This is a genomic window from Streptomyces sp. NPDC059851 (genome assembly GCF_042732005.1).
Lineage (GTDB): Bacteria > Actinomycetota > Actinomycetes > Streptomycetales > Streptomycetaceae > Streptomyces.
The window spans coordinates 1-20,179 of the sequence record NZ_JBHWJJ010000023.1; the positions used below are offsets into that span (position 1 = coordinate 1).

The window sequence follows — 20,179 nt, forward strand, 5'->3', positions numbered from 1 at the left end:
TATGTGTCGTGCGTCCCCCGCCCCCCTGGTCGGGGGGATCGGCAGGACGGCGGCGCACGGGGGCGCCGGTGCGCGCAAGGCGTTCACCGCCACGACACGGCGGTGTGTCGGGCCGTAGCGGGGCGGTGAGCCGTCGAAAAGTGGACAGGGTGTCGGCATACCGCAACGCTGTCCGGTGCCTGTAAGGCGGCTTCGACGATCGGCGCGGCGGGGGTGAGGCGCCAAGCCGCTCGATGCAGAGATGCTCGGCGGCTTCGCCGCGCTGCTCGGCCTACCGGTCGCCGTGCTGGCCGAGCTGACCGGCGTCCGCCCGGCGGCGGGTAGCCGCGAACTCACGCCCGAGGTGGTCAACACAGCGCGCTGATTTGAGGAGCCGGTACTTGATCTGGGGCCAGGAAGGTCCGCTCACCGGGTACGCGGAGGTGCTGGGCAGGGCGTGACTCGCGGTCCCATCCGGCAACGGCTGAGAGGAGGTGTCTTCCTGGCGAAGACGCCTCCTTCTCTTTTCTGGCGGCGAGTTCTCCAGATGGGGGCGGAATATCGCCCTTCGGGCGTTTCGTTGACCGTTGGGTCGCCTGCATCCAGTCCCGCGCACGGAGTTGTGCCAGAGCCCGTACCACCACGGCCAGCAGCTAGGAGGACGAGGTGACCACTCCCTGCACAGCACGCACACAGTGATCCGCACCTACGGACCGGGCCAGGTCCCCCCGGCCCTGCTCGACGTCGCCGCCGATATCCGGGCCGATGCCCAGCCCGAACTGGTCACCCCCCCAGGCTAAGACTGCCGGGCTGTCGGTCCCCGCGGTCCGCCGCCAGATCGCCGGCCATCTCCGGCACGAGGGCCTCGATTTGATCATCGCTTAGACGTCATCCATTTGGCGAGTCTGTGCGACGATTCGTCGGCCAGTAGGTAGCCGTGAGTGGGGGCGAAGGTCGATGGAGTACGTCAATCTCGATGCGCAGGTCGGCGACCTGTCAGGGGCCTTGGACCCGTCTCACTACCTGAGCTACCTGCTCTCGATCTCCGGTGACCTGCCGCCGGGCGCCCGGGCCTTCGCCACTGACGCGGATCACTACGACTTCCGCAGCAGACGATGTGTGAAGGACCTGACGCTTCATGCCGTCCGGAGCGTCGGCGGTGAGGAGATGGCGGTCGAGTTCCAGCACAACTGCTGGAAGCACGACCAGGACCTGCTGATCCGCTACGCAGGAGTATCCAGCTTCGTCATCGATCCCGCCGACGAGGACCGCGGAACGGACCTCGGGACTGTGATTCTCGACGAGATCCTGCCCCACAGGGACGGCTGCAGCCACGAGATCGCCTGCTGGGGCGGCACCCTCACCATTATCTGCCGGGACCTCCAGGCGACCTGGACCGAGGCCGACTGCTCAAGCAAGTCGTACGCGACAGCTCGTGCGGATTGTCGAGCGGCTGGTGCCGGATGAGCTGTGGGAACTCGGCGCCGGCATGGTGACCGGGAAGTGCTGCGGCGATCGAGTTCGTGGCCACATCGGGCTGCACGTGGCAGCAACTGCCGACAGCGTCCTTCGGGCTGTCAGGGGCGACGGCCCACCGGCGGTTCAGCGAATGGTCGAAGGCCCGGGTGTGGGCCAAGCTTCACCGCGTGGCGCTCGACGAGCTCGGTGCCCGCGGCGAGCTGGACTGGTCCCGCTGCGCGATCGACTCGGTGAACATGCGGGCCCTGAAAAGGGGACCTGACAGGTCCGAATCCTGTCGACCGGGGCAAGTGCGGATCGAAGATCCACTTAATCACGGAGCGGACCGGTTTGCCTCTCTCCGTGGGAATCTCGGGCGCGAACCTGCACGACAGCAAGGCCCTCGAACCCCTCGTCCGCGGGATACCGCCCATCCGCTCCCGCCGCGGGCGCCGACGGCGCAAGCCCGCCAAGCTCCACGCCGACAAGGGCTACGACTACGCCCAAAGTTTGAGAAGACGCCGCGTCGGGCTCGAGCTGCGAAGTCCGGGGCCGCGGAAGTCCGGCTCATGCGCCTGTTTGCTGCTTCGAGGACAGGGCGTTGAGGAGTGCGGCGCCGCGTTCGGCATCATCGACGCTCACAGCGAACTCGGGGCCCTTACGGGGGTGAATGACCAGACACTCGCCAGCCCGGAGCATGACGGTGGTTCCAAGCCCGCTGAGCCGGTAGCCCCAACCGCCTACATGCGCCGGCCCACGGTTCTCCACGCGCGCCGAGACGATGTCACCGGCCGCCCAACGGCGCGCCGGCCAGCCCAGGGGGCCGAAAGCCACCTCCAACCCAGCCTCCGTCACCCGCGCTTGCACCGAGGCGAAGGCGAACATCGCGAGCGAGGCGATTGCGAACGGAGCGATCAGCGCCCACTGCACACCGAGCAGGCCACCCGCGGCCGCCACCGTGCCGGCCGCGGCCACCAAGCCCGTCATCGCGCCGATGAGGTGGAACCAGAGATTCGAGGTGCGGGAGAGCCAGACGCGACGCTCGCCCGCCGGGATCTCCATGACGTCACCCGCGGCGAGCCGGATCGGCGCAGTGGGGAGCGCGCGTCGGCCAGCCAGCCAGCCGAGTGCGCCAGCTGCCACCGCAACGACAGCCGTGATCGCCACTCCCCCGCCAACCGAAGCGGCGTCCTTCCAGTCGGTCCGGTCCAGATTTGCCCGCACGATCGACGCCTGGGCGCCTGCGAGGAAAACCCCGCCGAACAGCAGCGAAGCGCCCGCCCACGCCCCCGAGGGGGATCCCCCACGTCGGCCGGCGAAAGCGATGGACAGCACCAGAACAGCCCAGGCCAGTGCAGGGAACAGCGCCACTGCCCACAGGGGCATCGAGCTGTCTGGAGACCCGCCGTCCCAGTGAGTGGCGAGCCGATCCGGCAAGCGCCCGCTTGCGGCGGGGGGAAGAGCAGCCAGGACGGCCAGCACGCCAACGCCCCATGTAGCTGCGCCCCACCGGGCGCCGTTGGTCTTCGTACGGTCAGTCACGAAAGCCCCCTGATCATCTCGATGAGATCGTTCTTGCTGTATCCCAGGTGTGCCGCGTCGGCCACCAACTGCCGCGCCCGCTCGAGCAGCTGCGACCGCTGGTCGGCGGCCTCGGCAACGGTGACGCCGCGGCCGCGCCGGAACTCCAGCACTCCCTCGTCCCGTAGAGCGCGCAGGCCACGCAAAACAGTGTTTGCGTTCACCCCCAGCGCCCGGGACAGGTCCCGCGCGGGAGGTAGCCGGTCGCCTGGCGCGCATTCACCCTCGGCGATGGCGCGCCGGATCGCTCCTGCCACCTGTTCGTGAAGAGGGCGGCTGTCCGTGGTGTCCAGTCTCAACAGCATGATGCTAATGACAATAGCACTATCGGCGTCATGGTGGGGCTTACGGGTTGCCCCGCGATTGGTGTCGGGCCGTGCCGGCCTGGGTGTTCGGCTGGTGGATGATTCAGCAGGCCGTCGTGCGGACGAGCACGAGTTCGGTGCTCGGCTTGTGCCGGGTGGCCCGCTTACTGACTTCGGCTCGTCGGGGTGATTCTTCGTGAAGTCCGTGCTGGGCCCGGCGCTGTGGCTGTATCCGTGGTGTGTGAGGTACGCGGATGGGGGCGGGTGACCGCCGCGGGGCGTCAGCGCCGTGAATCGGTACGAATGCAGGCGGCCGAGCTGTTAGAGCAGGAGGTCAAGCCGCCGGAGGTCGCTCAGCGTCTGCGGGTGAGCCGCAAGTCGGCGTATCGGTGGCACCAGTTGGGGCCGGATGGCGGGATGGCGGGGCTGCGGCTTTGGCCTCGCGTGGACCGAGTGGATCGCGGTGTCGGCTGTCGCCGTACTGCCTGGAGAAGCTGGCGGGGTTTTGGGAGGAGGGGTCGGCCGCGCACGGCCGGGTGGAGGACCAGGTGTGGACCGCCGCCCTGGTGGCCACGCTGATCGGCCGGAAGTTCCACGTCTCCCACAGCGTCTCGGGTGCCACCCGCTTGATGCACCGGCTCGGGTTCAGCCCACAGGTGCCCGCGCGGCGGGTCGCCGAGCGTGACGAGCAGGCCGTGAGCGTGTGGAAGGAGGCGACCTGGGCGGAGGTAAAAGGGCCAGGGCGGCCTGCGGGGGCTACGTGTGTTTCGAGGACGAAGCGGGCTTCACCCGACGGCCGCCCCGGGGACGGACCTGGGGCCGTCGCGGTATCACGCCGGTCGTGACGGTGAGCGGGCGCCGCTCGGGACGGTTGTCGGTGGCCGGGCTGATCGCCATGCGGCCAGGTTCCCGGACCCGGCTGCGCCATCGTCTGCGGACCCACCCCGTGGGCAAGGGCAAGCGCCGCAGCATGAGCGAGCGGGACTTCATCGCACTGGTCGACGGCGTCCATCAACTGGTCAGGGCGCCGATCGTGCTGATCTGGGATCGGCTGAACACCCACGTTTCCCGCAGGATGCGGGACCTCGTCGCCGAGAGGTCGTGGCTGACCGTGTTCCTGCTGCCCGCCTACTCGCCTGACCTGAACCCGGTCGAAGGCATCTGGGCACACGTCAAACGCAGCCTTGGCCAACCTCGCCGTCATGGCCCTCGAGCGACTCGAAACCCTCGTCCGCAACCGACTCAAACGCCTTCAGTACCGCCCGACACCCTCGACGGCTTCATAGCCGGCACCGGCCTGACCCTCAACGACCCAGCGTCACCCTGACGAGCCGAAGTCAGTATGCACCCCGAGATCACCATCGTCTGGGCCGATTCCGCCTACGCCGGACAGCTCGTCGACTGGGCTAGGAAGTACCTCCGCCTCACCATCAAGACCGTCAGCCGGATAGGACGCCACCGGATTCGTCGTCCTGCCCCGCAGGTGGGTCGTCGAACGCACATTGGCCTGGCTGATGCACGCCCGCCCCCATGCAAGAGACTACGAACGACTCGTTCAACACAGCGAAGCCCTCATCACCTGGGCCGCCATCACCCTCATGACCCGCCGCATCACCTCCGAGCACCGGGCGAACGCGCCTTCGCACTGCTGCAAGCCTGGCGCGTCCTCCGCCGGGCCCGTTACTCCACCAACCGCATCAGCCGCATCGTTGCTGCGATCCACACCCTCCTCACCTGCGAAAACACAGGATGAAAGAGGTTCACTGTCCTTGCGGCCCTTGAGGAGACAGGACTTGAACGTGTGCACCGCGGCTGTTAAGCCAGACTTCGAGATCGACTCCGGCGAGCTCCCGCAATTCGTCTCCTTCAACAACCGAAGCTGGACCGAACACCGTCCCTGCCAGTCCCAGCACTACTGTCTGTTCATCCATGACGACCTGGAATGAAGTTTGCTGAACGCTTGCATTCGATAGGTCCGCGCCCTGAAGTTTCACATTGAGCAGTCCGGCCCCATCAAGTTTCGCGTGTCGGAAGGATGCTTCTCGAGCATCAACTGACCACATTTCCGAACTTCCGAGGTCAGCTCGGTCCAAATTTGCACGAATCAGCGAAGATTCATCCAGCACAGTCTTCACGAGCGTGGCTCCGGAAAGATCTGCCTCACTGAGTTCGGCCCCCTCCATGTGAGAACGATACAGATCAGCGCCAGACAAATTTACACCGCGAAGGACGGACTCCGTGAATAGTCCGTTGGCGAGGTCGGCGCCCGAGATGTCGGCTCCACTCAGATCGAGCCCAGCCACGTCCAACAAAGACTCACTGTCTGCTGCCCACTCATTCAAGACGGCAGTTGCGTGAGCATCGGCTGGGAGCGCCTTCACGATTCGTCCACCGTTACGGATACCAGACAATGCGATCACTCCAACCGTTCTGCTTCACTATGGCTTCGAGGTCATCAATAGCGGCCTGATTAGCGTTTCGCATGTCGAGAATAACGATGCGACGCCTAACTTCGATTTGATCCTTCAGCTTCCGGACCCATCCTTGATTGTCTGCCGGATTGTATGCACCCTTGAACGGCATCGACTTGTCGCGAACATTGTTAAGGGGTGGCCAGTCGGAGTGCACACCCTTGATGTCATAGAATTCACCTGAGCCAGGCGAATAGAGATCGCCCTGGTTCGCCCCCGGCGGTCGCTGAATGTCGGCCGGAAGTTTGCCCTGCTCACGCATGTCGAGGGCAAGGCGAGCCTCGTCCATCTCGGATGGCTTCACCTTTCCCTTGTGGTCGGGATCCTGCTTCAACTCGTCGAAGTCGTCTGTATGCCTCTGCTCGATGTCTTCCAGGTGCCGGGCGTGCGCAGCCTGCTCTTCCGGAGTCAGCGCGGGAGTAGGTCCATTCGGCGACTCGGAGGCTCCATCCGGGCGGTTGGCCGGAGGATGGCTGTCACTCCCGACACCGTCTGATCCTGCACCCGCACCAGAGTGGTTTCCGCCGTTGCCGAACCGGCCCGTGCCGTCGCCAGGATGAGCGGGCGAGGCATCAGCATCCCCACTGTAGCCGCCAGAGGTGGTCTCAGAGCTGCTGCCGCCGGGGCCCTCCGTGCGGCCGCTGCCGGCCGGGGCGTCGTGGCTCGCGGAGGGATCCTTGCCAAAGTCGTGGGCGTTGCCGCCCGGGGTGGTGTCCGCGTGGCCGGTGGGGGCGTGGTCGGCGGCGTGGACCGGGTCGGATATGTCGCTGCCGAGGCGGATGGCGTTGTCGGCCCGGCCGCCCACGCCGGTCAGGACGCGGTCGGGGGTCTTGACCGTGGCCTGGGTGTCGGCCTTCGGGGCACCGGCCTTCGGGGTGCCGACGATGTCGGTGCTGGCCTGGTTGGCGTGTTGGGTGATGTTGCCCTTGGCGTCGTAGAGGTTGCCTTCGGGGTCCATGAACTGCGCGGCGCCGGCCTTGGGCAATTTGATGGTGCCTTCTGGGAACGTCGTGGTGCCCTCGGGAAGTTTGATGCTGCCGTCCGGGATCTTGACCGCGCCGTCCGGGACCGCCGCGCCCGAGGGGAGGCGGATCGTGCCGTCCGGCAGCATCTTCGCGCCGTCGGGGAGGGCGAGCGCGCCGTCGATGTTGATCTGCGGGGCCTCGACCTTGCCCATGCCGCGCAGGGTGTTCATCACATCGCCGATCTTGGAGATGCCCGCGCCCGCGCCCTTGAAGACGTACGTCATCGGGTCGATAACCTTGCCCGCCTTGCCGGCGAAGGACAGCGCCCTGGCGACCGCGCCGGCCTTGCCCGCGCCCGAGACCGCACCGCCACTGCCACCCGTACAGACGGTGGTGATCACGTTGAAGACGACGGCGCCCGCGGCTCGTGAAGGGTTCGAACTCCACTGGTCCCAGGCCAGCATCGCCTTGCCGGTCTCCTTCATGGCCGTGCGGGACTCCCGCAGCCACGAGGGCAGCTTGTCGGCCGGGGCTGCGAGGAACAGCGGGCCCACACCAGGTATCGAGGTGATCGCGGAAGCGGTGGACAGCTTGGCCAGGCCCGTCCACGAGGCCTTGAACGTTTCGAGTCCGTCGAGCCCGACGAGGCCACCCAAGCCCTTGAGGGTGCCGCCGACGCCATCGACGACGATGCCCTTGCCGAAGTCCCAGATGTGCTCCCACACCTGCCAGGCAGGAACGGACTCCTCCACCGCGTCGCCCCACGGCAGGGACTTCGCCTGCTTGAGGGCCTCGGCGTCGTAGCCGTACATGCCTTCGCCGTGGGAGCCGTCGTCCTTGATCGCGCATGCCCGCCGACAAGGGCGACGATTTTGGCGTGGGCAGCCCGCTCCACGTCGTGGAACTGGGACCAGACCTCGGCGATCGCGTTGCGGCGCTCGAGGTTCTCGTCGGTCAGATCGCCGTCCTCGTTCCACTTGTCGTCTCCCGCAACCTTCGCGCGAAACGATTCTGCTTCCTTCTTCAGCGTCTTCAGCCGGTTCACCAGCGGCTCGGCATCGCGGGCGTACGTGCCCAGCGCACCCGCGATGGTGCACATGTCCGAGCTCATCTTCAGACCGAAATCGGAGACGGGCTTGGTCGTCGCGAACAGCTGGTCCGCCTCTGGAGCCTGATAGAACGCCTGGAGGCCGCCGAAGCCCGTGTGGACATCGCCCGCCTTCGTCGAGACCGCCGCCCCGCCCGACGAGATCGCCTTGATCTCCTTGTCCAACTCCCCGAGGTCGCCCGTGAAGACGGGCACCTCCGCCGGATCGACCGGCGCGTTGTCGCTCACTTCGCGCCGCCCGGCTGCTCACGCAGGACCTGCAGGTTGACAGCCCTGGCCGCGTCCTGGGCCTGCTTGGCCTGGTCCAGGTCCCCTTCGAGGTACTCGTTCGTCGCCTTCGCCGCACCCAGAACGCAGGCCTCGATCCGCTCGGCCACCGACGTCATGTCCTTCTGCCGCTTCTCCAGGTACTCCCCCAAAGCGGCCCCCACCGGACCCGTCACCTTCCGACCCAGATACGGAGACGCCGACACACCCGGCGCCACCGGCCCCTGCGACCCAACCTCTGCCGCCGACCCGGGCACGGCCGTGCCCGCGAACTGAGCCGCACGCCCCATAGAAGCGATCAAAGCCTCCAAAGCCTTCTGCACCGGCGCTACCCCCGACAGTCCTCAGCTGCCCCTGCACACCCTGCGGCTTGATATCCCACGATGTCATCTGTGTTCCCTGCAACCCCTACTGTTCGCACCCGGCCCGCTCAGCCGATGTTGTCGACCGCTGCCTCCGCGCGCGTCTGCGTCTGGCGCGCCGTCGCGTCGTTCTTCTCCAGCGTCGAGCGCGGCAGCCGGATGATGTTCTTCAGTTCCTCGGAGGCGTTGTGCCAACGCTGCTCCTTGGCGTGTACTCCCCCAAGACGCCGTTCGCCTCGAAATCCGACATCGCGGCCTTCACCTGCGCGTCCCGCGCGGCGATCACCGACTCCAGCTGGTCGATCACCCCCTGGATGTTCCCCTGCGCCTCCGACGACGCACCAGGGTCGTACGAACGACGGTCCTGACCAGCACCCATGACAGTCACACTCCCCGTTGTAGTTGCGTTAGATCAGCGGCCGCGGAAGCGGGCCGCGTCGAAGTTCGCCGACGCCATCTACGTCTTCGCGTTCTGACCCTGCTCCTGGTCACCCGAGGAGAACGCCCTCTCCATCCCCGACTGACCACCGAGGATCGCCGCCAGCGACGCGTTCAGCTCCTTCGCGATGCCGACCGCCCGCCCGCACCTTGAACGAGTCGAACGCCACCTTGCCCTGACCGTTGAACTTCCCCTCCAACGGCTGCGCCGCCTGCACCAGCAGCCGGACCAGCGTCCCCAGATCCGTACTCGAAACCCTCGACCCCGACATCAGGGTCGTCAGGACAGTCGACCCCATGTCGAACTTCACCACTCGCACGCCCACATCCACGAATGATCGAAAGTGTGCACGTTTTGATCAACTTGCCTTGCTGTAGCCATACATGAGACAGCAAGCTGTGACAAAAACATGACAATCGAAAGACCTGCACTCATTGAGGTGCCCCACAGGCGCACACACCTCCGACTCCGCCCCGCGCCGGCCGAACAGACGGCCCATCGCGGCGGCCGAGTGCAGAGCTTGCTTCTCTGTATCCCCTTCGGCGCCGCGATCGGCCACATCGCGCTGCGCTCGACCCGGAGCGACATCAACGACGCTCTGGACGACGAGGCTGACGGCCGACATCCCGCCTGGGCTGGATCCGCGCTGCGACGACCCTGAAGGGCGCACACGGCGATCTTGGCGTGAGTAGCCCTTGATCTGCCCCTGACTGCCGGAGGCCACCCCGCCGCTGTGGACAGCACGGTGATGGCGGCTGGTGAGTTGGCGGACCAGGGCATCTCCACCATGAGGTTGATCCCGGGGAGTGGACACCGGGTCTCATGCGGCGAGTGACAGCGTACGTGATGTGATCAGCTGCTGTTCGAACTCGGCTGGTGTGAGGTAGCCGAGGGCGGAGTGCCGACGGCGCCGGTTGTAGTACGACAGCCAGCGGAACACCTCGAGCCGTGTCTGCGCCTTCGAGGTCCAGCGTCTTCCGTGAAGCAGTTCTCGTTTGAGGCCCTGGAAGAACGACTCAGCGAGGGCGTTGTCGTAGCTCGAGCCGACGCGGCCCATGCTGCGGAGGATGCCGTGCCGGCGGCAGACGTCGGCGAAGGCGGCCGCGCTGTACTGCGCGCCCCTGTCGGTGTGGAAAACGACGCCGTCCACCCGACCGCCGCGGGCGGCCACGGCCATCTCGATCGCGTCGGTGACCAGCGAGGTGCGCATGTGATCGGCGATCGACCAGCCCACCACCTTTCGCGAGCAGATGTCGATCACGGTGGCGAGGTAGAGCCAGCCCGCGCCGACGGCTATGTAGGTGATGTCGCCGCACCACCTGGTGTTCAGCGTGTCCGCGGTGAGATCGCGCATCACCAGGTCCGGCACGGGCGGCGCGGTCTTGTCCGGGATCGTCGTCCGCTTCGTCTTCCGCAGGTGCCGGCCGACGATGTGGTTGACCCGCATCAGCCGGGTCACACGCTTGCGGTTGATCCGCTGCCCCCTCGCCCGCAGCTCAGCGTGGACGCGCGGGGCACCATAGGCGCCATCGTGCTCGGCGTGGATGGTTCGGTTCCGCTCACAGTCCGCTTCTCCTCGGCCTGGCGCTCGGCGCGGGCCTGCCCGGTGGCCAGATGGCGGTAGAAGCCGGCGCGGGAGGCTCCGAGCACCCGACAGATCCGCTTGACGCCGAAGTCGGCGCGGTTGTCAGAGATGAATTCCAGCGGTGAGGGCTCACTTCACCTCCCGTGCGAAATAGGCGGCTGCCTGGCGCAGGATCTCCCGCTCGAGGTGCCACTCTTTCTCGGCCTTCAGCAGCCGGGCGTTCTCCGCCCGAAGCCGGGCCAGCTCATCCGCCTCGCCGCCCGTGTCACAGCGTCCGGGCACGGCCTGGGACTCGTCCTTGCGCACCCACATCCGCAGCGACTCTGCGGTGATGCCGAGATCCGCGGCCACGACCGCGTAGGTCCTCTTCCCGGCAGCGGCACGGTAGAGAGCGATTGCGTCCTTCCTGAACTCCTCCGGATACGGAGACCTGCGTCCCACCTGGACATCCCTCCCTGGACCATCAAGATCCATTGTCAGGGTGTCCACTCCAAAGGATCAGCCTCACGTCATCCCGTACCCCGGCACTGTGGACACCGCCGACACCCTGGAGGCGATGCGCGACGAGCGCCCGGTGCCGGCCCACGCGGTGCACTCCGGACCCGCCGCGCACTGGTAGCCGCGCCACCACGTAGTGGATGCACACCGGGTGCGGTGGCGGCATCCACTCAGTGGGGGCTCCACCCTGACTCTCCAGCAGCTACAGCGTGCCACGCGCGCAACGGCTATTTACGGACACTTCTGACCGTAATCCTGGCTGAGGCGCATGGGCTGCCGCATATGATCAAACAAGGGGAACAGGGGAGGATGAGCATGTCAGGAGACGCCGATCACACAGCAACAAAGCTGAACGGCGTAGATGGTGCACCGGCCAGCCCCCCGGCTCCGGGCGGCGGAAGCATATTCGGTTCGACGCCGGCGGAGAAGAATACTGCCGCGAACACCATCGAGACCGAGCTAGAGCCCAACACCAAGAAGGCCACGGACAGCGCGAAAGAGAACACGAGCGCGGCAGCACAGAGCCTCGATGGCTGGGCTACGGCTTCCGGCCTGAAAAAGGTGGCGGAGACCTGGGACCAGCAGGCGAAGGCGTTAATGGGGCGCTTAAGCGCCGAAAAGGCATCCCTGCGCAGTACCTCGGGCCTGTTCGTACGAAACGACGTACGCACGGGCGACGAGCTCCGCGCGCTGGGCCCAAAATCCAAGCTCGAAGGACTGTAAGGGGATCCGGCGCATGTTGACATACCAGGAAATCATGACGACCGACCTAAGCGTCCTTAAAGCAGCTGCCGAAAAGTGGCAATCCATGGCCGCTGACCTGTCGAAGGTGGAGGAGCGTTACGGGGATACGGTCCAAAAAATCACCTTGGGCCAGAACTGGCTCGGGTTGAGCGTTGAAACGGCACAGACAAAATTTGCAACGACTCGGCGCGAGTACAAGTCGGCGCAGACCGAGGCTAAGGCGATAGCCAAGATTCTGACAGACGCGCACACCGGCTTCGCGGACCTGAAGAAGAAGGTCGAATCGGCGCGGGACGACGCAGTCGCCGCAGGCATGGCGGTCTCCGCAGCCGGACGCGCGACCTTCGACTTCACTCGAGTAGAGGACCCTGCACAGGCTCGGACCCTGCGACGCGACCCCGACCTGAAGAACGTGGAGGAATCCTGGACCGCACACATCGCTGCGGCGGTGAGGGCCATGGACGAGTTCGACAAGGCCGTCAAACAGGCACTCGAAGCCGTGGTCGTGGACGGGAACATCCTCGACGGCACCACCGGCGGTTTCAACGCCTCGGCCAGTCCCGGCATCCCGCCTACAGGATCGGCGCGGAGTGAGCAGAAGTTCACTGACGCCGAGAAGTGGATCTTCGAGGAGATGAAGCGGAACGCGAAGTCGGACACGGTCGAACAGATACGATCCCTGCTGGACAAACCCGAGTGGTACGAATTCGGGCGCAACTACGGTTCCGATATCAACACGGCGCTGACTATGTGGGGCGTCAAGGTCGCGCCGGGGCAAGACTGGGATCACAAGCCGCAACTACAGGAGCGATACAACCTCCAAACGCTTGACGACTACTACTTCAAACAGCCCGGAGCGAACCGCGAAGTCTTCTACGACATCTACTCCAACGTCCACTACGGCTACGTCGGCCGAGCAGCCGGATTCGATGCGGACACTCTGATCAAAGGCGCCTCCCTTGGCGAAACGCTGATCACCGGGGACGACGACCAAGGCGATCAGATCACGATGCGCGTCGGCATCGACCTCTACAACAAATACGGCGACAACCTGACCGAGGAACAGCTCCGGCAAGGAATCAACGACGCGATGGACCAGATGGAGCAAGCACAGCGCAACGGCGAGAACGTTCCGCAGGTCAGGACACGGAAGTGACCCGGGGGCAATGGGGCTGTGTGGTCGCACCGCTGGCCGGTCTGGCCACCGGTGTGCTCGGGTCGATGCTGCTGGCAGCCGCCTGGAGGGCGTGCGATGTAGGGGTAAACGGCGCGGCCAACGGGCTCGCCCTGATCTTCTACGGAGCTCTGCTCGCGATCACGGCAGCGGTGTGGTGGGGGGTGCTCATCGGGTACGTAGGACGCTGGAACATCACGGTCGCCCTCCTGGGTGGCACGGCCGGCGCCGCAGTCATGGTTTGGATCTTCGTGGCTCTGCTTCAGGTCCCTAACGGCTACCGCTGCTGACGAGAGGCCCCGGCTGGAACCGGTCGCACCAGTGCCGGGGCCCTCATCAAACACCCCCTAGTACTCCAGTGTGACTTCGCGATCTACGCGCTGGAGGGGGCGGAGAGCCGCTGCCTGTAATGGCTGCGACGTGCCGAGGCTTGGTGGCTTCTGCGCCAGTTCGACCAGTGCAGGAGGGGCGTTCAGGGCTGTGATCGGCGGGCTGAACAGTGCGCCGATCAGGCGGCGGATCTCCGGGACGGTCAGGTCGACCGGGTCTCCGCTTCGGGCCGGGCGGCTCGGATCCGCACGCCTGGTCGGCCTCGCGTCGTCGACTGCCGCGGCAAGGAACGCGAGTGCGAGCATGGCCAGAGTGACGTGCCGGTGCCAGGCTGTCCAGTAGCGGACCTGGTAGTGGTCCAGGCCGACCTGACCCTTGGCCGCCTGGAAGCACTCTTCGATGCACCAGCGAGTACCGGCGACGCGCACGAGCTCCGACAGCGGCACGATCCGGGGCGACCAGCACAGGTAGAAGGCGAGCTCGCCGGTGGCGGGATTGCGGCGAATCAGCAGGTGGCGGTGCTCGTCAGTGCCGATGTGCACCCAGGCCCAGTCGTAGTAGCGGGGCCCCTTCGCCCCGGAGCCGGCGCTCTGCCGGTGCCAGGCCGAGGCGGGCAGGCGAAAGGCGGCCTCGTCCGCGCGGATCGCCGTGCGGCCCTGGTTGATCCGCACTCTGGTCGCGCAGGACACCGCCAGCACGTAGCCGACCCCGCGGGCCTCCAGCCCGGCCCGCAGGCCGGGGTCCTGACGGTAGGCCTCGTCGCCGGTCACCCACGACGTGCTCACTCCGGCATCCAACGCCTGCTCGATCATCTGCAGGGCGAGACGGGGCTTGGTCGTGAAGACGACGTCCTCGGGTACTCCGGCCCTGCGGCGCCGCTCGGAGTCCCGGCTCCATGTGTGTTCGGGCAGGTAGAGACGGCGGTCGATCAACGCCCGCCCTCTACTGGAGGCGTAGGCGAGGAAAACGCCCATTTGGCTGTTCTCGATCCGCCCGGCGGTTCCGGTGTACTGCCGCTGGACACCCGCCGAACCACGACCCTTCTTCAGGAAGCCCGTCTCATCCACGGTCAAAACACCGTCACCGGCACCGAGATGGTCCACGACGTAGCGGCGGACCTCGTCGCGCGCCGCACCCGCGTCCCAACAGGCGGACCGCAGCAGCCGCTGCATCGGACCGGGACGGCTAAGGCCGGCGTGCTCCGCCAGCTGCCAGCAGTTCTTGCGCTCGGTCCCGGACAGCAACCCGAGCAGATAGGCGCGGGCCGCGGCCCGAGGCTCCACTCGACCGAACAGGCCCTCAATCCGAGCCAAGGCCTGGTCGAGCAACGCCTGCCATCGAGCAGGGTCTACGCTACGGCCCGCGGCCACCGCACGATCTTCAAGAGTCCACACAAACCCTTGATCATCTCGCGGTGGCCGCACGCATCAGGCGTCGTAGTAATCGCCGTCGTCAACCTGGACCTTCGCCTCCAGAACCTCCGCCGCCTCGCGCATCGTCGCGATCACCGCATCGCTGGGTTCTTGGACACGATCCGCCCGGCGCTCCACCACATCGGGGCCACCGCGAGGCCCGGATCAGCAGCGACCACCGCTTCCCAATCCGCTGCGGTGATGTCCTGGCCCTCACCGTCAGTTGTATCCGCCTGGTTCGTCGCCTGCCGTCTTGGCCTGCTTGCGGTAGGCTCCCGGCGGTGACCCGAAGTGTCGTTTGAAGGCTTTGGCGAAGGCGAACTCCGACGTGTACCCCGTGTGCTGCGCGATTGTGCTCAGCGGGGTCGGCGATTGGTGCAGCAACCGCGCCGCGGTGGCCATCCGCCAGTTGGTCAGGTAGGTCAACGGCGGCTCGCCGACCACCGAGGCGAAGCGGCGGGCGAACGCCGCGCGGGACAGTCCGGCTCGGGTCCCCAGAGACTCCACGGTCCAGGGATGGCCGGGATCGTCGTGGATCGCCTTCAGGGCCGGGGCGACTGCCGGGTCGGTCAGGGCGGCCGCCCAACCCCGTGTCCGCTCCTTCGGTAGTTCGGCGTACCACGACCGGAGGATGTACAGCAGCAGCAGATCGATGAGCGCCGTGACGACCGCGTCCGAGCCCGGCTGCGGCGCGTGGAACTCGGCGCACAGCTGATCGACCGCCGAGCGCAGCACCGGGTGGCGGCCGGGAACCGCGGGGAGGTGGATGACCTCCGGTAGGTCACTGAACAGCGGATGCGGGCGATCAACGTCGATCGCGTACGCGCCGCACACCAGCACCGTGTGCGGCCCTGGTCCGTCCACGGTGACCTGGCCGATGGGCGAGGAACGGTCCACGCGCTCCGGTACGAAGTCCACCGGATCGCGGTCCGGCACGTCGCACAGGGTGTGTCCGCTGCCGCGCTGCAGGAACACGATGTCGCCGGGTCCGAGCGCGAGCGGTTGGCCGTGCGGTGGCAGCAGGTGGCAGTGCCCTTCCACGACCACGTGGAATCCGGCTCCTGAGATGGGTTGGAACTTCAGGGCCCACGGGGCGTGCGCGTCGGTGCGAGTCACCATCGGGCGTCCCGTGCGCAGCACTTCGAGGGTGTCGCTCAGGATGTCCATAGCGCCACTCTAGTGCCTGTATGGCGAGACGATATGACAGGGAATCGAGATCTTAAGTCATTCACCGTCTCGATGTGGAGGCGTACGTTCTTGCCATGGCGGTTGCCGAACCCCGGCACTGCATCGACGAAGGAATGGATCCCATGTCCCTGGCTGGCAAGAAGATCGTGATCATCGGTGGAACCTCCGGCATCGGCTTTGCGGTAGCCCAACAGGCCGCGGCGGCTGGCGCGGACGTCGTGGTCGCCTCTAGCAATCAGGACCGCGTGGACGCCGCGACGAAGCGGTTGGGCGAGCCGGCCGAAGGCCGCCGCCTGGACGTCGCCGACGGCAACGCCATCGCCGCGTTCTTCGAGCAGGTCGGGGAGTTCGACCACCTCGTCTACACCGCGGGCGAATCTCTGCTGATCAAGCCCTTGGTCGACACCACCCCGCAGGAGGCCAGGGCCGTCTTCGAGCGCCGGTTCTGGGGCGCGTTCCTCTCCGCAAAATACGCTGCACCGCGACTGCGCGACGGCGGCTCGATCACTTTCAGCTCCGGCGTCCTCGCGATCCGCCCACTGTCCGGAACCGCGCTCACAGCAGGTATCACCGGCGGGATCGAGGCCCTGTCCCGGGCACTCGCCGTCGAACTCGCCCCTGTGCGCGTCAACGTGATCCAGCCCGGTGTGATCAGCACCGAGCTGTGGGACGGCAGTGTCCCGGACCCGGAGGCTTTCCTCCAGGGCGCCGGGTCCGAGCTGCTCACGCGGCGTGTCGGCACTGCCGAGGAAGCCGCGGCGGCCTATCTCTTCGTCTTGTCCAACGCCTACGTCACCGGCACCACGCTCGCGATAGACGGCGGCGCGGCACTGGTGTGACATAGGCGCCACATAACAGCCAACGGAGGTCGACCTGACCGTCCCGGAGATCCGCCGCCTGATCGGCGCACTGTTCAGCCCGCCGATCACAGCCTGAACGCCCCTCCTGCACTGGTCGAACTGGCGCAGAAGCCACCAAGCCTCGGCACGTGGCAGCCACTACCGGCAGCGGCTCTCCGCCCCCTCCAGCGCGTAGATCGCGAAGTCACACTGAAGTACTAGCTTGATCTGTAACGTCTGGCCGTTGCTCAGCTGTCGGATAGGGGCGAGGCGGCCTCAAGGCTGCGTGGGACCATTTCGGCATGCGCCTGGTAGCTGACGGAGCCACGCCGACCTCGCGGTTGGTACTGGTGAAGGACCTCGAGACTGACGACGGATATGCCTTCGAGCTGGCGAGCCCGCTCTTCCTGGCTGCCGGTGATCGAGTCGTTTTCGAAGGCGGCAGGCTTGTCGTCGTGCGGGCCAGTGGAGAACGGCTGTCGCCGGTCGGCGACTGGTCCACTCGTTGCGGGCCCGGATCTCTACGCCGCCGGTAGAAGCCGCTCCTCGAACGGTGCGTCGTACTTGATCACTCGGTTTGGTATCCGCCGTACACGGAAGCGGCCTTCGTCTGCACATGTGCTCCGACCAAGGAACACACACGTCCAGCACGAAGGCCGTGAGGATGAGCCTGCAGCATCACGATGCCCGGCAAGAGCCGCTGACCGAACTGTCACGCTTCCGGGGCGAGTTCTACTCCTGTCTCACCGCCCGTTCGGACGCTCTGTTCGAGCTGGCTGACGCGGTTTTGTGCGGGGACGGGCCGGTGAGGTCGCTGGCCGAGCTGTCACTGGTGGGCGAGCACCGCCGTGGTCACGGAGGGCTCTACGCCGCCCTCGCCCAGGGCCGGGTCGACGCGGACAGGATGCGACGAGTCCTGGCCTCGGTGCCGCTGCCCCGCTCGGCGGACGGCCGACTGGTCCTGGCCGTCGACGTCACCTGCTGGCTGCGGCCGGACGCCCACACCTCACCGCAGAGGATCCTGTGTCACACCCACGGCCGGGGCAAGGACCAGCACATCCCCGTTCCCGGCTGGCCCTACTCGATCGTCTGCGCGCTGGAACCCGGCCGCAGCTCGTGGACCGCGCCGCTGGACGCGTTGCGTCTGGCGCCTGGGGACGACACCGCGACCGTCACCGCCCGGCAGCTGCGCGACCTGGTCGAGCGGCTGATCGCCGCAGGTCAGTGGCAGGAAGGCGATCCGGACGTCCTCGTCATCGCGGACGCCGGATACGACGCACCCCGGCTGGCCCACCTCCTGCGGGACCTGCCGGTCCAGGTCCTGGCCCGCATGCGCTCGGACCGTGTCCTGCGCAGGCCCGTGCCGCCCCGGCAGCCCCGCACCATGGGCCGGCCTCCCCGGCATGGCGGGGAGTTCGTCTTCGGGCAGCCCGACACCTGGGGCACCCCAGACACCGCCACCGTCACCGACACACGCCTCTACGACACCGCCACCGTACGGTCCTGGGACCGGCTCCACCCCAAGCTCACCCACCGCTCGTCCTGGGCCGCGGCCGACGCCACGCTCCCGATCACCGAGGGGACCGTGATCCGCCTGGACATCGGCCACCTGCCCAGCGGAGCCACCCCGAAGCCGGTCTGGCTGTGGTGGTCAGGCACCGACGCCACCGCAGCGGACACGAACCGTCTGTGGCAGGCATACCTGCGGCGTTTCGACATCGAGCACACCTTCCGCCTGTTCAAGCAGACTCTCGGCTGGACCTGTCCGAAGATCCGCACTCCCGAGGCGGCGGACCGCTGGACCTGGCTCATCCTCGCCGCCTACACCCAGCTGAGACTGGCCCGGCCGCTGGCAGCCGACCGGCATCGTCCTTGGGAGAGGCCCGTTTCGCCGGACAGGCTCACCCCCACACGTGTCCGCCGCGACTTTCGGCACATCCGTCCCAAGACCGCCTGCCCGGCCAGAGCGCCGAAACCCACCCACCCCGGACCCGGACGACCTCCCGGGCGAAAGAACACCCGGCTCACCCCACGCCACGACGTCCACACACCCCGCTAGACCGGCACCACGACGTCCCGGAACAAGAAGTCGACCAACCCACGCCCCGCCGCACAGGTTAAAGATCAAGCTAGGTGTTCATCGGACGCCGACGCCACCCCGGCCCGGCCGAACCGAGGGGGAACCCCATGCCCTTACCGCGCTACGTCCTGGCCGCGACCGACCTCACCGGCGACAACTTCTGCTGGCAGTTCACCCGCGACGGCCTCTTTCTCGACTGCCACGAGGACTTCGGGCAGGAGACCTTCGTGCGCGGCGGTGAAGCAGGGCGGGTGGCCCGGGACCCGGCCGCCGTCCGCCGCGGTGGAGTCGGGCTGGCCGCCGTACTCCCGCCGTCAGCACCGCGGCTACGCGAGGAGACCGCACTCCGGCCAGGGCTGAGGGGGAGCAGCTGCTGCCGCGCGGTGGCCGGGGCGTCGTGCGGTCGCTCCGCGTCGGTGCGGCCGGACAGGGGCTAGCGTGTCGTCGGTGGGCGCACCCCACCGCGCAAACCCACCGCCCAAGCCCGCCGATGTGTCCCGGTCGCAGGCTTGGCCCTGTGCATGACCTCCCGTCAGAACTCCCATCTAAGCAGTGATGGACACGACTGGCAGGGTGTACGCGTGTTGTCGGCGGAACGCTGACAGGTCACATCGGACCGCTGAGTTGGCCCTGGTCTCCTATCCCTGACCCAGGGTGCAAGGTAGCGGCGGCCACGGAAACTCGTCTTCGCTGCCCGGCCGTCGTCGGGAGGCTCGGCCTGGAGCGCGTACGCGGCGGAGCTTCGCAAGGTGCTCAGAGCCGCGATTCTGGCGTCCCGGCGGCCATGCCCCGGACTGCCACCCTTGACAGCCGAACACCTTTGCCGTGAACAACACTCTTTCAGGTGCCCTGACTCGACCATGACAAGGACGTGAACGATTACGCTACGCCCATGGGATATGCGTTTACGTTCGAGCGGCCGGCCCCTGGCGACACGTTCTCCTTGAACAACTGGCAGATGGGATTCGTCCGGGAAGCCATGCGGGAGGCCGGTGCCGCAGCCGGACAGGGTTTGGAGCAGGTGTTGCGTACGCCGGGACTGGAACCCACCGGGCGGACAGTGGACATGGAGAAGTTCCTGTCGAATTCGAACTGGCACGTCAGCGGCGAGGAGGCGGGCTTCATCGCATCACGCTTGCGCCTGGCGGCGAGCAAGGACGTAATCTCCGATCTCATGTCGTTCTTCGACGATGCGCCCGACGAAGTCGAGCAGTGGATCGAGGACTTCACCGATTTCAACGAGCGGTCGGTCCCTCACGATGGTTACCGCGTGAGGTAACGCCCCGTCGCCCCACCCGACAACCGCGGCCAGGGTAGTCGACCCGCCCCGTTCAGGAGCGGGCGCAGCCGGGGCACAGGCCCTGGTAGGTCACCTCCGGCGCCGGAGGCCCGTG

The 20,179-nt window shown here is 66.9% G+C and carries 19 protein-coding genes and 6 pseudogenes; 14 read left to right on the forward strand and 11 right to left on the reverse strand.

Translation table 11 applies throughout. The annotated features are described in order from the left end of the window. The first annotated feature begins 241 nt into the window (after positions 1-241). From ACFV7Q_RS10820 to ACFV7Q_RS10830, 3 genes and pseudogenes are all read left to right on the forward strand, one after another. The gene (locus ACFV7Q_RS10820; protein WP_385426527.1) at positions 242-364 is read left to right on the forward strand and encodes a hypothetical protein; all 123 of its coding nucleotides are present in this window, start codon (positions 242-244) and stop codon (positions 362-364) included. Positions 365-936: 572 nt separating this feature from the next. Continuing rightward, complete coding sequence (locus ACFV7Q_RS10825; RefSeq protein ID WP_385426530.1) at positions 937-1,446, forward strand: hypothetical protein; 510 nt, start codon at positions 937-939, stop codon at positions 1,444-1,446. A gap of 6 nt (positions 1,447-1,452) precedes the next feature. Continuing rightward, a pseudogene (locus tag ACFV7Q_RS10830) lies at positions 1,453-1,956 on the forward strand (IS5 family transposase); the annotation flags it as partial. A gap of 48 nt (positions 1,957-2,004) precedes the next feature. Here the strand turns inward: ACFV7Q_RS10830 and ACFV7Q_RS10835 are convergent. Both ACFV7Q_RS10835 and ACFV7Q_RS10840 read right to left on the reverse strand, forming a co-directional pair. Then, positions 2,005-2,979 carry a DUF1648 domain-containing protein gene (locus ACFV7Q_RS10835; RefSeq protein WP_385426533.1) on the reverse strand — a complete coding sequence of 325 codons (975 nt, stop codon included), beginning with the start codon at positions 2,977-2,979 and terminating at the stop codon, positions 2,005-2,007. Continuing rightward, complete coding sequence (locus tag ACFV7Q_RS10840) at positions 2,976-3,323, reverse strand: GntR family transcriptional regulator (protein ID WP_385426535.1); 348 nt, start codon at positions 3,321-3,323, stop codon at positions 2,976-2,978. Before ACFV7Q_RS10840 ends, ACFV7Q_RS10835 begins: the two co-directional genes overlap by 4 nt. 303 nt (positions 3,324-3,626) lie before the next feature. Here ACFV7Q_RS10840 and ACFV7Q_RS10845 point away from each other — a divergent pair, with 303 nt between their 5' ends. The 4 genes and pseudogenes from ACFV7Q_RS10845 to ACFV7Q_RS10860 all read left to right on the forward strand — a co-directional run. Next, positions 3,627-3,902, forward strand: a complete 276-nt coding sequence (locus ACFV7Q_RS10845; protein ID WP_385426718.1) for a helix-turn-helix domain-containing protein — start codon at positions 3,627-3,629, stop codon at positions 3,900-3,902. Continuing rightward, on the forward strand, positions 3,890-4,168 hold the full coding sequence (locus ACFV7Q_RS10850; RefSeq protein WP_385426538.1) for a winged helix-turn-helix domain-containing protein: 279 nt from the start codon (positions 3,890-3,892) through the stop codon (positions 4,166-4,168). The genes ACFV7Q_RS10845 and ACFV7Q_RS10850 overlap by 13 nt, the downstream gene beginning before the upstream one ends. Beyond that, positions 4,084-4,650 carry a transposase gene (locus ACFV7Q_RS10855; protein WP_385426540.1) on the forward strand — a complete coding sequence of 189 codons (567 nt, stop codon included), beginning with the start codon at positions 4,084-4,086 and terminating at the stop codon, positions 4,648-4,650. The genes ACFV7Q_RS10850 and ACFV7Q_RS10855 overlap by 85 nt, the downstream gene beginning before the upstream one ends. 18 nt (positions 4,651-4,668) lie before the next feature. Next, positions 4,669-4,939 (forward strand): annotated as a pseudogene (locus ACFV7Q_RS10860) (transposase); the annotation flags it as partial. Positions 4,940-5,083: 144 nt separating this feature from the next. Here the strand turns inward: ACFV7Q_RS10860 and ACFV7Q_RS10865 are convergent. The 6 genes and pseudogenes from ACFV7Q_RS10865 to ACFV7Q_RS10890 form a co-directional block, all read right to left on the reverse strand. Beyond that, positions 5,084-5,743, reverse strand: a complete 660-nt coding sequence (locus ACFV7Q_RS10865) for a pentapeptide repeat-containing protein (RefSeq protein WP_385426542.1) — start codon at positions 5,741-5,743, stop codon at positions 5,084-5,086. Further along, positions 5,718-7,571: a hypothetical protein gene (locus ACFV7Q_RS10870; protein ID WP_385426545.1), complete on the reverse strand. Its 1,854-nt coding sequence runs from the start codon at positions 7,569-7,571 to the stop codon at positions 5,718-5,720. The genes ACFV7Q_RS10865 and ACFV7Q_RS10870 overlap by 26 nt, the downstream gene beginning before the upstream one ends. Positions 7,572-8,091: 520 nt before the next feature. Then, the gene (locus ACFV7Q_RS10875; protein ID WP_385426721.1) at positions 8,092-8,424 is read right to left on the reverse strand and encodes a DUF6507 family protein; all 333 of its coding nucleotides are present in this window, start codon (positions 8,422-8,424) and stop codon (positions 8,092-8,094) included. Positions 8,425-8,564: 140 nt separating this feature from the next. Then, positions 8,565-8,875 (reverse strand): annotated as a pseudogene (locus ACFV7Q_RS10880) (pore-forming ESAT-6 family protein). 78 nt (positions 8,876-8,953) lie between these two features. Continuing rightward, a pseudogene (locus ACFV7Q_RS10885) lies at positions 8,954-9,245 on the reverse strand (hypothetical protein). A gap of 510 nt (positions 9,246-9,755) precedes the next feature. Continuing rightward, positions 9,756-10,961 (reverse strand): annotated as a pseudogene (locus tag ACFV7Q_RS10890) (IS3 family transposase). 372 nt (positions 10,962-11,333) lie between these two features. On the opposite strand from ACFV7Q_RS10890, the gene ACFV7Q_RS10895 reads away from it, so the two are divergent. The 3 genes from ACFV7Q_RS10895 to ACFV7Q_RS10905 are packed head-to-tail and all read left to right on the forward strand — an operon-like array spanning position 11,334 to position 13,226. Further along, a complete protein-coding gene (locus tag ACFV7Q_RS10895) occupies positions 11,334-11,741 on the forward strand; it encodes a hypothetical protein (RefSeq protein ID WP_385426548.1) in 408 nt (135 codons plus the stop codon). Positions 11,742-11,775: 34 nt separating this feature from the next. Next, positions 11,776-12,918 (forward strand): polymorphic toxin type 44 domain-containing protein, encoded by a 1,143-nt coding sequence (locus tag ACFV7Q_RS10900; protein WP_385426551.1) that lies wholly within the window; start codon positions 11,776-11,778, stop codon positions 12,916-12,918. Beyond that, positions 12,915-13,226, forward strand: a complete 312-nt coding sequence (locus ACFV7Q_RS10905) for a hypothetical protein (protein ID WP_385426554.1) — start codon at positions 12,915-12,917, stop codon at positions 13,224-13,226. Before ACFV7Q_RS10900 ends, ACFV7Q_RS10905 begins: the two co-directional genes overlap by 4 nt. 83 nt (positions 13,227-13,309) lie before the next feature. Here ACFV7Q_RS10905 and ACFV7Q_RS10910 read toward each other — a convergent pair. From ACFV7Q_RS10910 to ACFV7Q_RS10920, 3 genes and pseudogenes are all read right to left on the reverse strand, one after another. Further along, a pseudogene (locus ACFV7Q_RS10910) lies at positions 13,310-14,579 on the reverse strand (IS701 family transposase). Between the two features lie 114 nt (positions 14,580-14,693). Next, positions 14,694-14,819, reverse strand: coding sequence for a hypothetical protein (locus ACFV7Q_RS10915; RefSeq protein ID WP_385426556.1), 126 nt, complete (start codon positions 14,817-14,819; stop codon positions 14,694-14,696). A 78-nt stretch (positions 14,820-14,897) separates the two neighbouring features. Continuing rightward, positions 14,898-15,845: an AraC family transcriptional regulator gene (locus ACFV7Q_RS10920; protein ID WP_385426559.1), complete on the reverse strand. Its 948-nt coding sequence runs from the start codon at positions 15,843-15,845 to the stop codon at positions 14,898-14,900. A 74-nt stretch (positions 15,846-15,919) separates the two neighbouring features. On the opposite strand from ACFV7Q_RS10920, the gene ACFV7Q_RS10925 reads away from it, so the two are divergent. From ACFV7Q_RS10925 to ACFV7Q_RS10940, 4 genes are all read left to right on the forward strand, one after another. After that, positions 15,920-16,705 carry an SDR family oxidoreductase gene (locus ACFV7Q_RS10925; RefSeq protein WP_385426562.1) on the forward strand — a complete coding sequence of 262 codons (786 nt, stop codon included), beginning with the start codon at positions 15,920-15,922 and terminating at the stop codon, positions 16,703-16,705. A 664-nt stretch (positions 16,706-17,369) separates the two neighbouring features. Next, complete coding sequence (locus ACFV7Q_RS10930) at positions 17,370-18,764, forward strand: NF041680 family putative transposase (RefSeq protein WP_385426565.1); 1,395 nt, start codon at positions 17,370-17,372, stop codon at positions 18,762-18,764. Positions 18,765-18,892: 128 nt separating this feature from the next. Continuing rightward, the gene (locus ACFV7Q_RS10935; RefSeq protein WP_385426568.1) at positions 18,893-19,222 is read left to right on the forward strand and encodes a hypothetical protein; all 330 of its coding nucleotides are present in this window, start codon (positions 18,893-18,895) and stop codon (positions 19,220-19,222) included. A 455-nt stretch (positions 19,223-19,677) separates the two neighbouring features. Continuing rightward, positions 19,678-20,064 carry a hypothetical protein gene (locus ACFV7Q_RS10940; protein WP_385426570.1) on the forward strand — a complete coding sequence of 129 codons (387 nt, stop codon included), beginning with the start codon at positions 19,678-19,680 and terminating at the stop codon, positions 20,062-20,064. The last annotated feature ends 115 nt before the right edge of the window (positions 20,065-20,179 follow it).

What these genes read in the sequence shown, in the direction of transcription:
- ACFV7Q_RS10900 (WP_385426551.1), top strand. Translation starts at nt 11,776, where the DNA reads ATGACGACCGACCTAAGCGTCCTTAAAGCAGCTGCCGAAAAGTGGCAA.
- ACFV7Q_RS10870 (WP_385426545.1), bottom strand. Translation starts at nt 7,571, where the DNA reads ATGTACGGCTACGACGCCGAGGCCCTCAAGCAGGCGAAGTCCCTGCCG.
- ACFV7Q_RS10840 (WP_385426535.1), bottom strand. Translation starts at nt 3,323, where the DNA reads ATGCTGTTGAGACTGGACACCACGGACAGCCGCCCTCTTCACGAACAG.
- ACFV7Q_RS10845 (WP_385426718.1), top strand. Translation starts at nt 3,627, where the DNA reads ATGCAGGCGGCCGAGCTGTTAGAGCAGGAGGTCAAGCCGCCGGAGGTC.
- ACFV7Q_RS10935 (WP_385426568.1), top strand. Translation starts at nt 18,893, where the DNA reads ATGCCCTTACCGCGCTACGTCCTGGCCGCGACCGACCTCACCGGCGAC.
- ACFV7Q_RS10820 (WP_385426527.1), top strand. Translation starts at nt 242, where the DNA reads ATGCTCGGCGGCTTCGCCGCGCTGCTCGGCCTACCGGTCGCCGTGCTG.
- ACFV7Q_RS10940 (WP_385426570.1), top strand. Translation starts at nt 19,678, where the DNA reads ATGGGATATGCGTTTACGTTCGAGCGGCCGGCCCCTGGCGACACGTTC.
- ACFV7Q_RS10930 (WP_385426565.1), top strand. Translation starts at nt 17,370, where the DNA reads ATGAGCCTGCAGCATCACGATGCCCGGCAAGAGCCGCTGACCGAACTG.
- ACFV7Q_RS10825 (WP_385426530.1), top strand. Translation starts at nt 937, where the DNA reads ATGGAGTACGTCAATCTCGATGCGCAGGTCGGCGACCTGTCAGGGGCC.
- ACFV7Q_RS10875 (WP_385426721.1), bottom strand. Translation starts at nt 8,424, where the DNA reads ATGGGGCGTGCGGCTCAGTTCGCGGGCACGGCCGTGCCCGGGTCGGCG.
- ACFV7Q_RS10895 (WP_385426548.1), top strand. Translation starts at nt 11,334, where the DNA reads ATGTCAGGAGACGCCGATCACACAGCAACAAAGCTGAACGGCGTAGAT.
- ACFV7Q_RS10920 (WP_385426559.1), bottom strand. Translation starts at nt 15,845, where the DNA reads ATGGACATCCTGAGCGACACCCTCGAAGTGCTGCGCACGGGACGCCCG.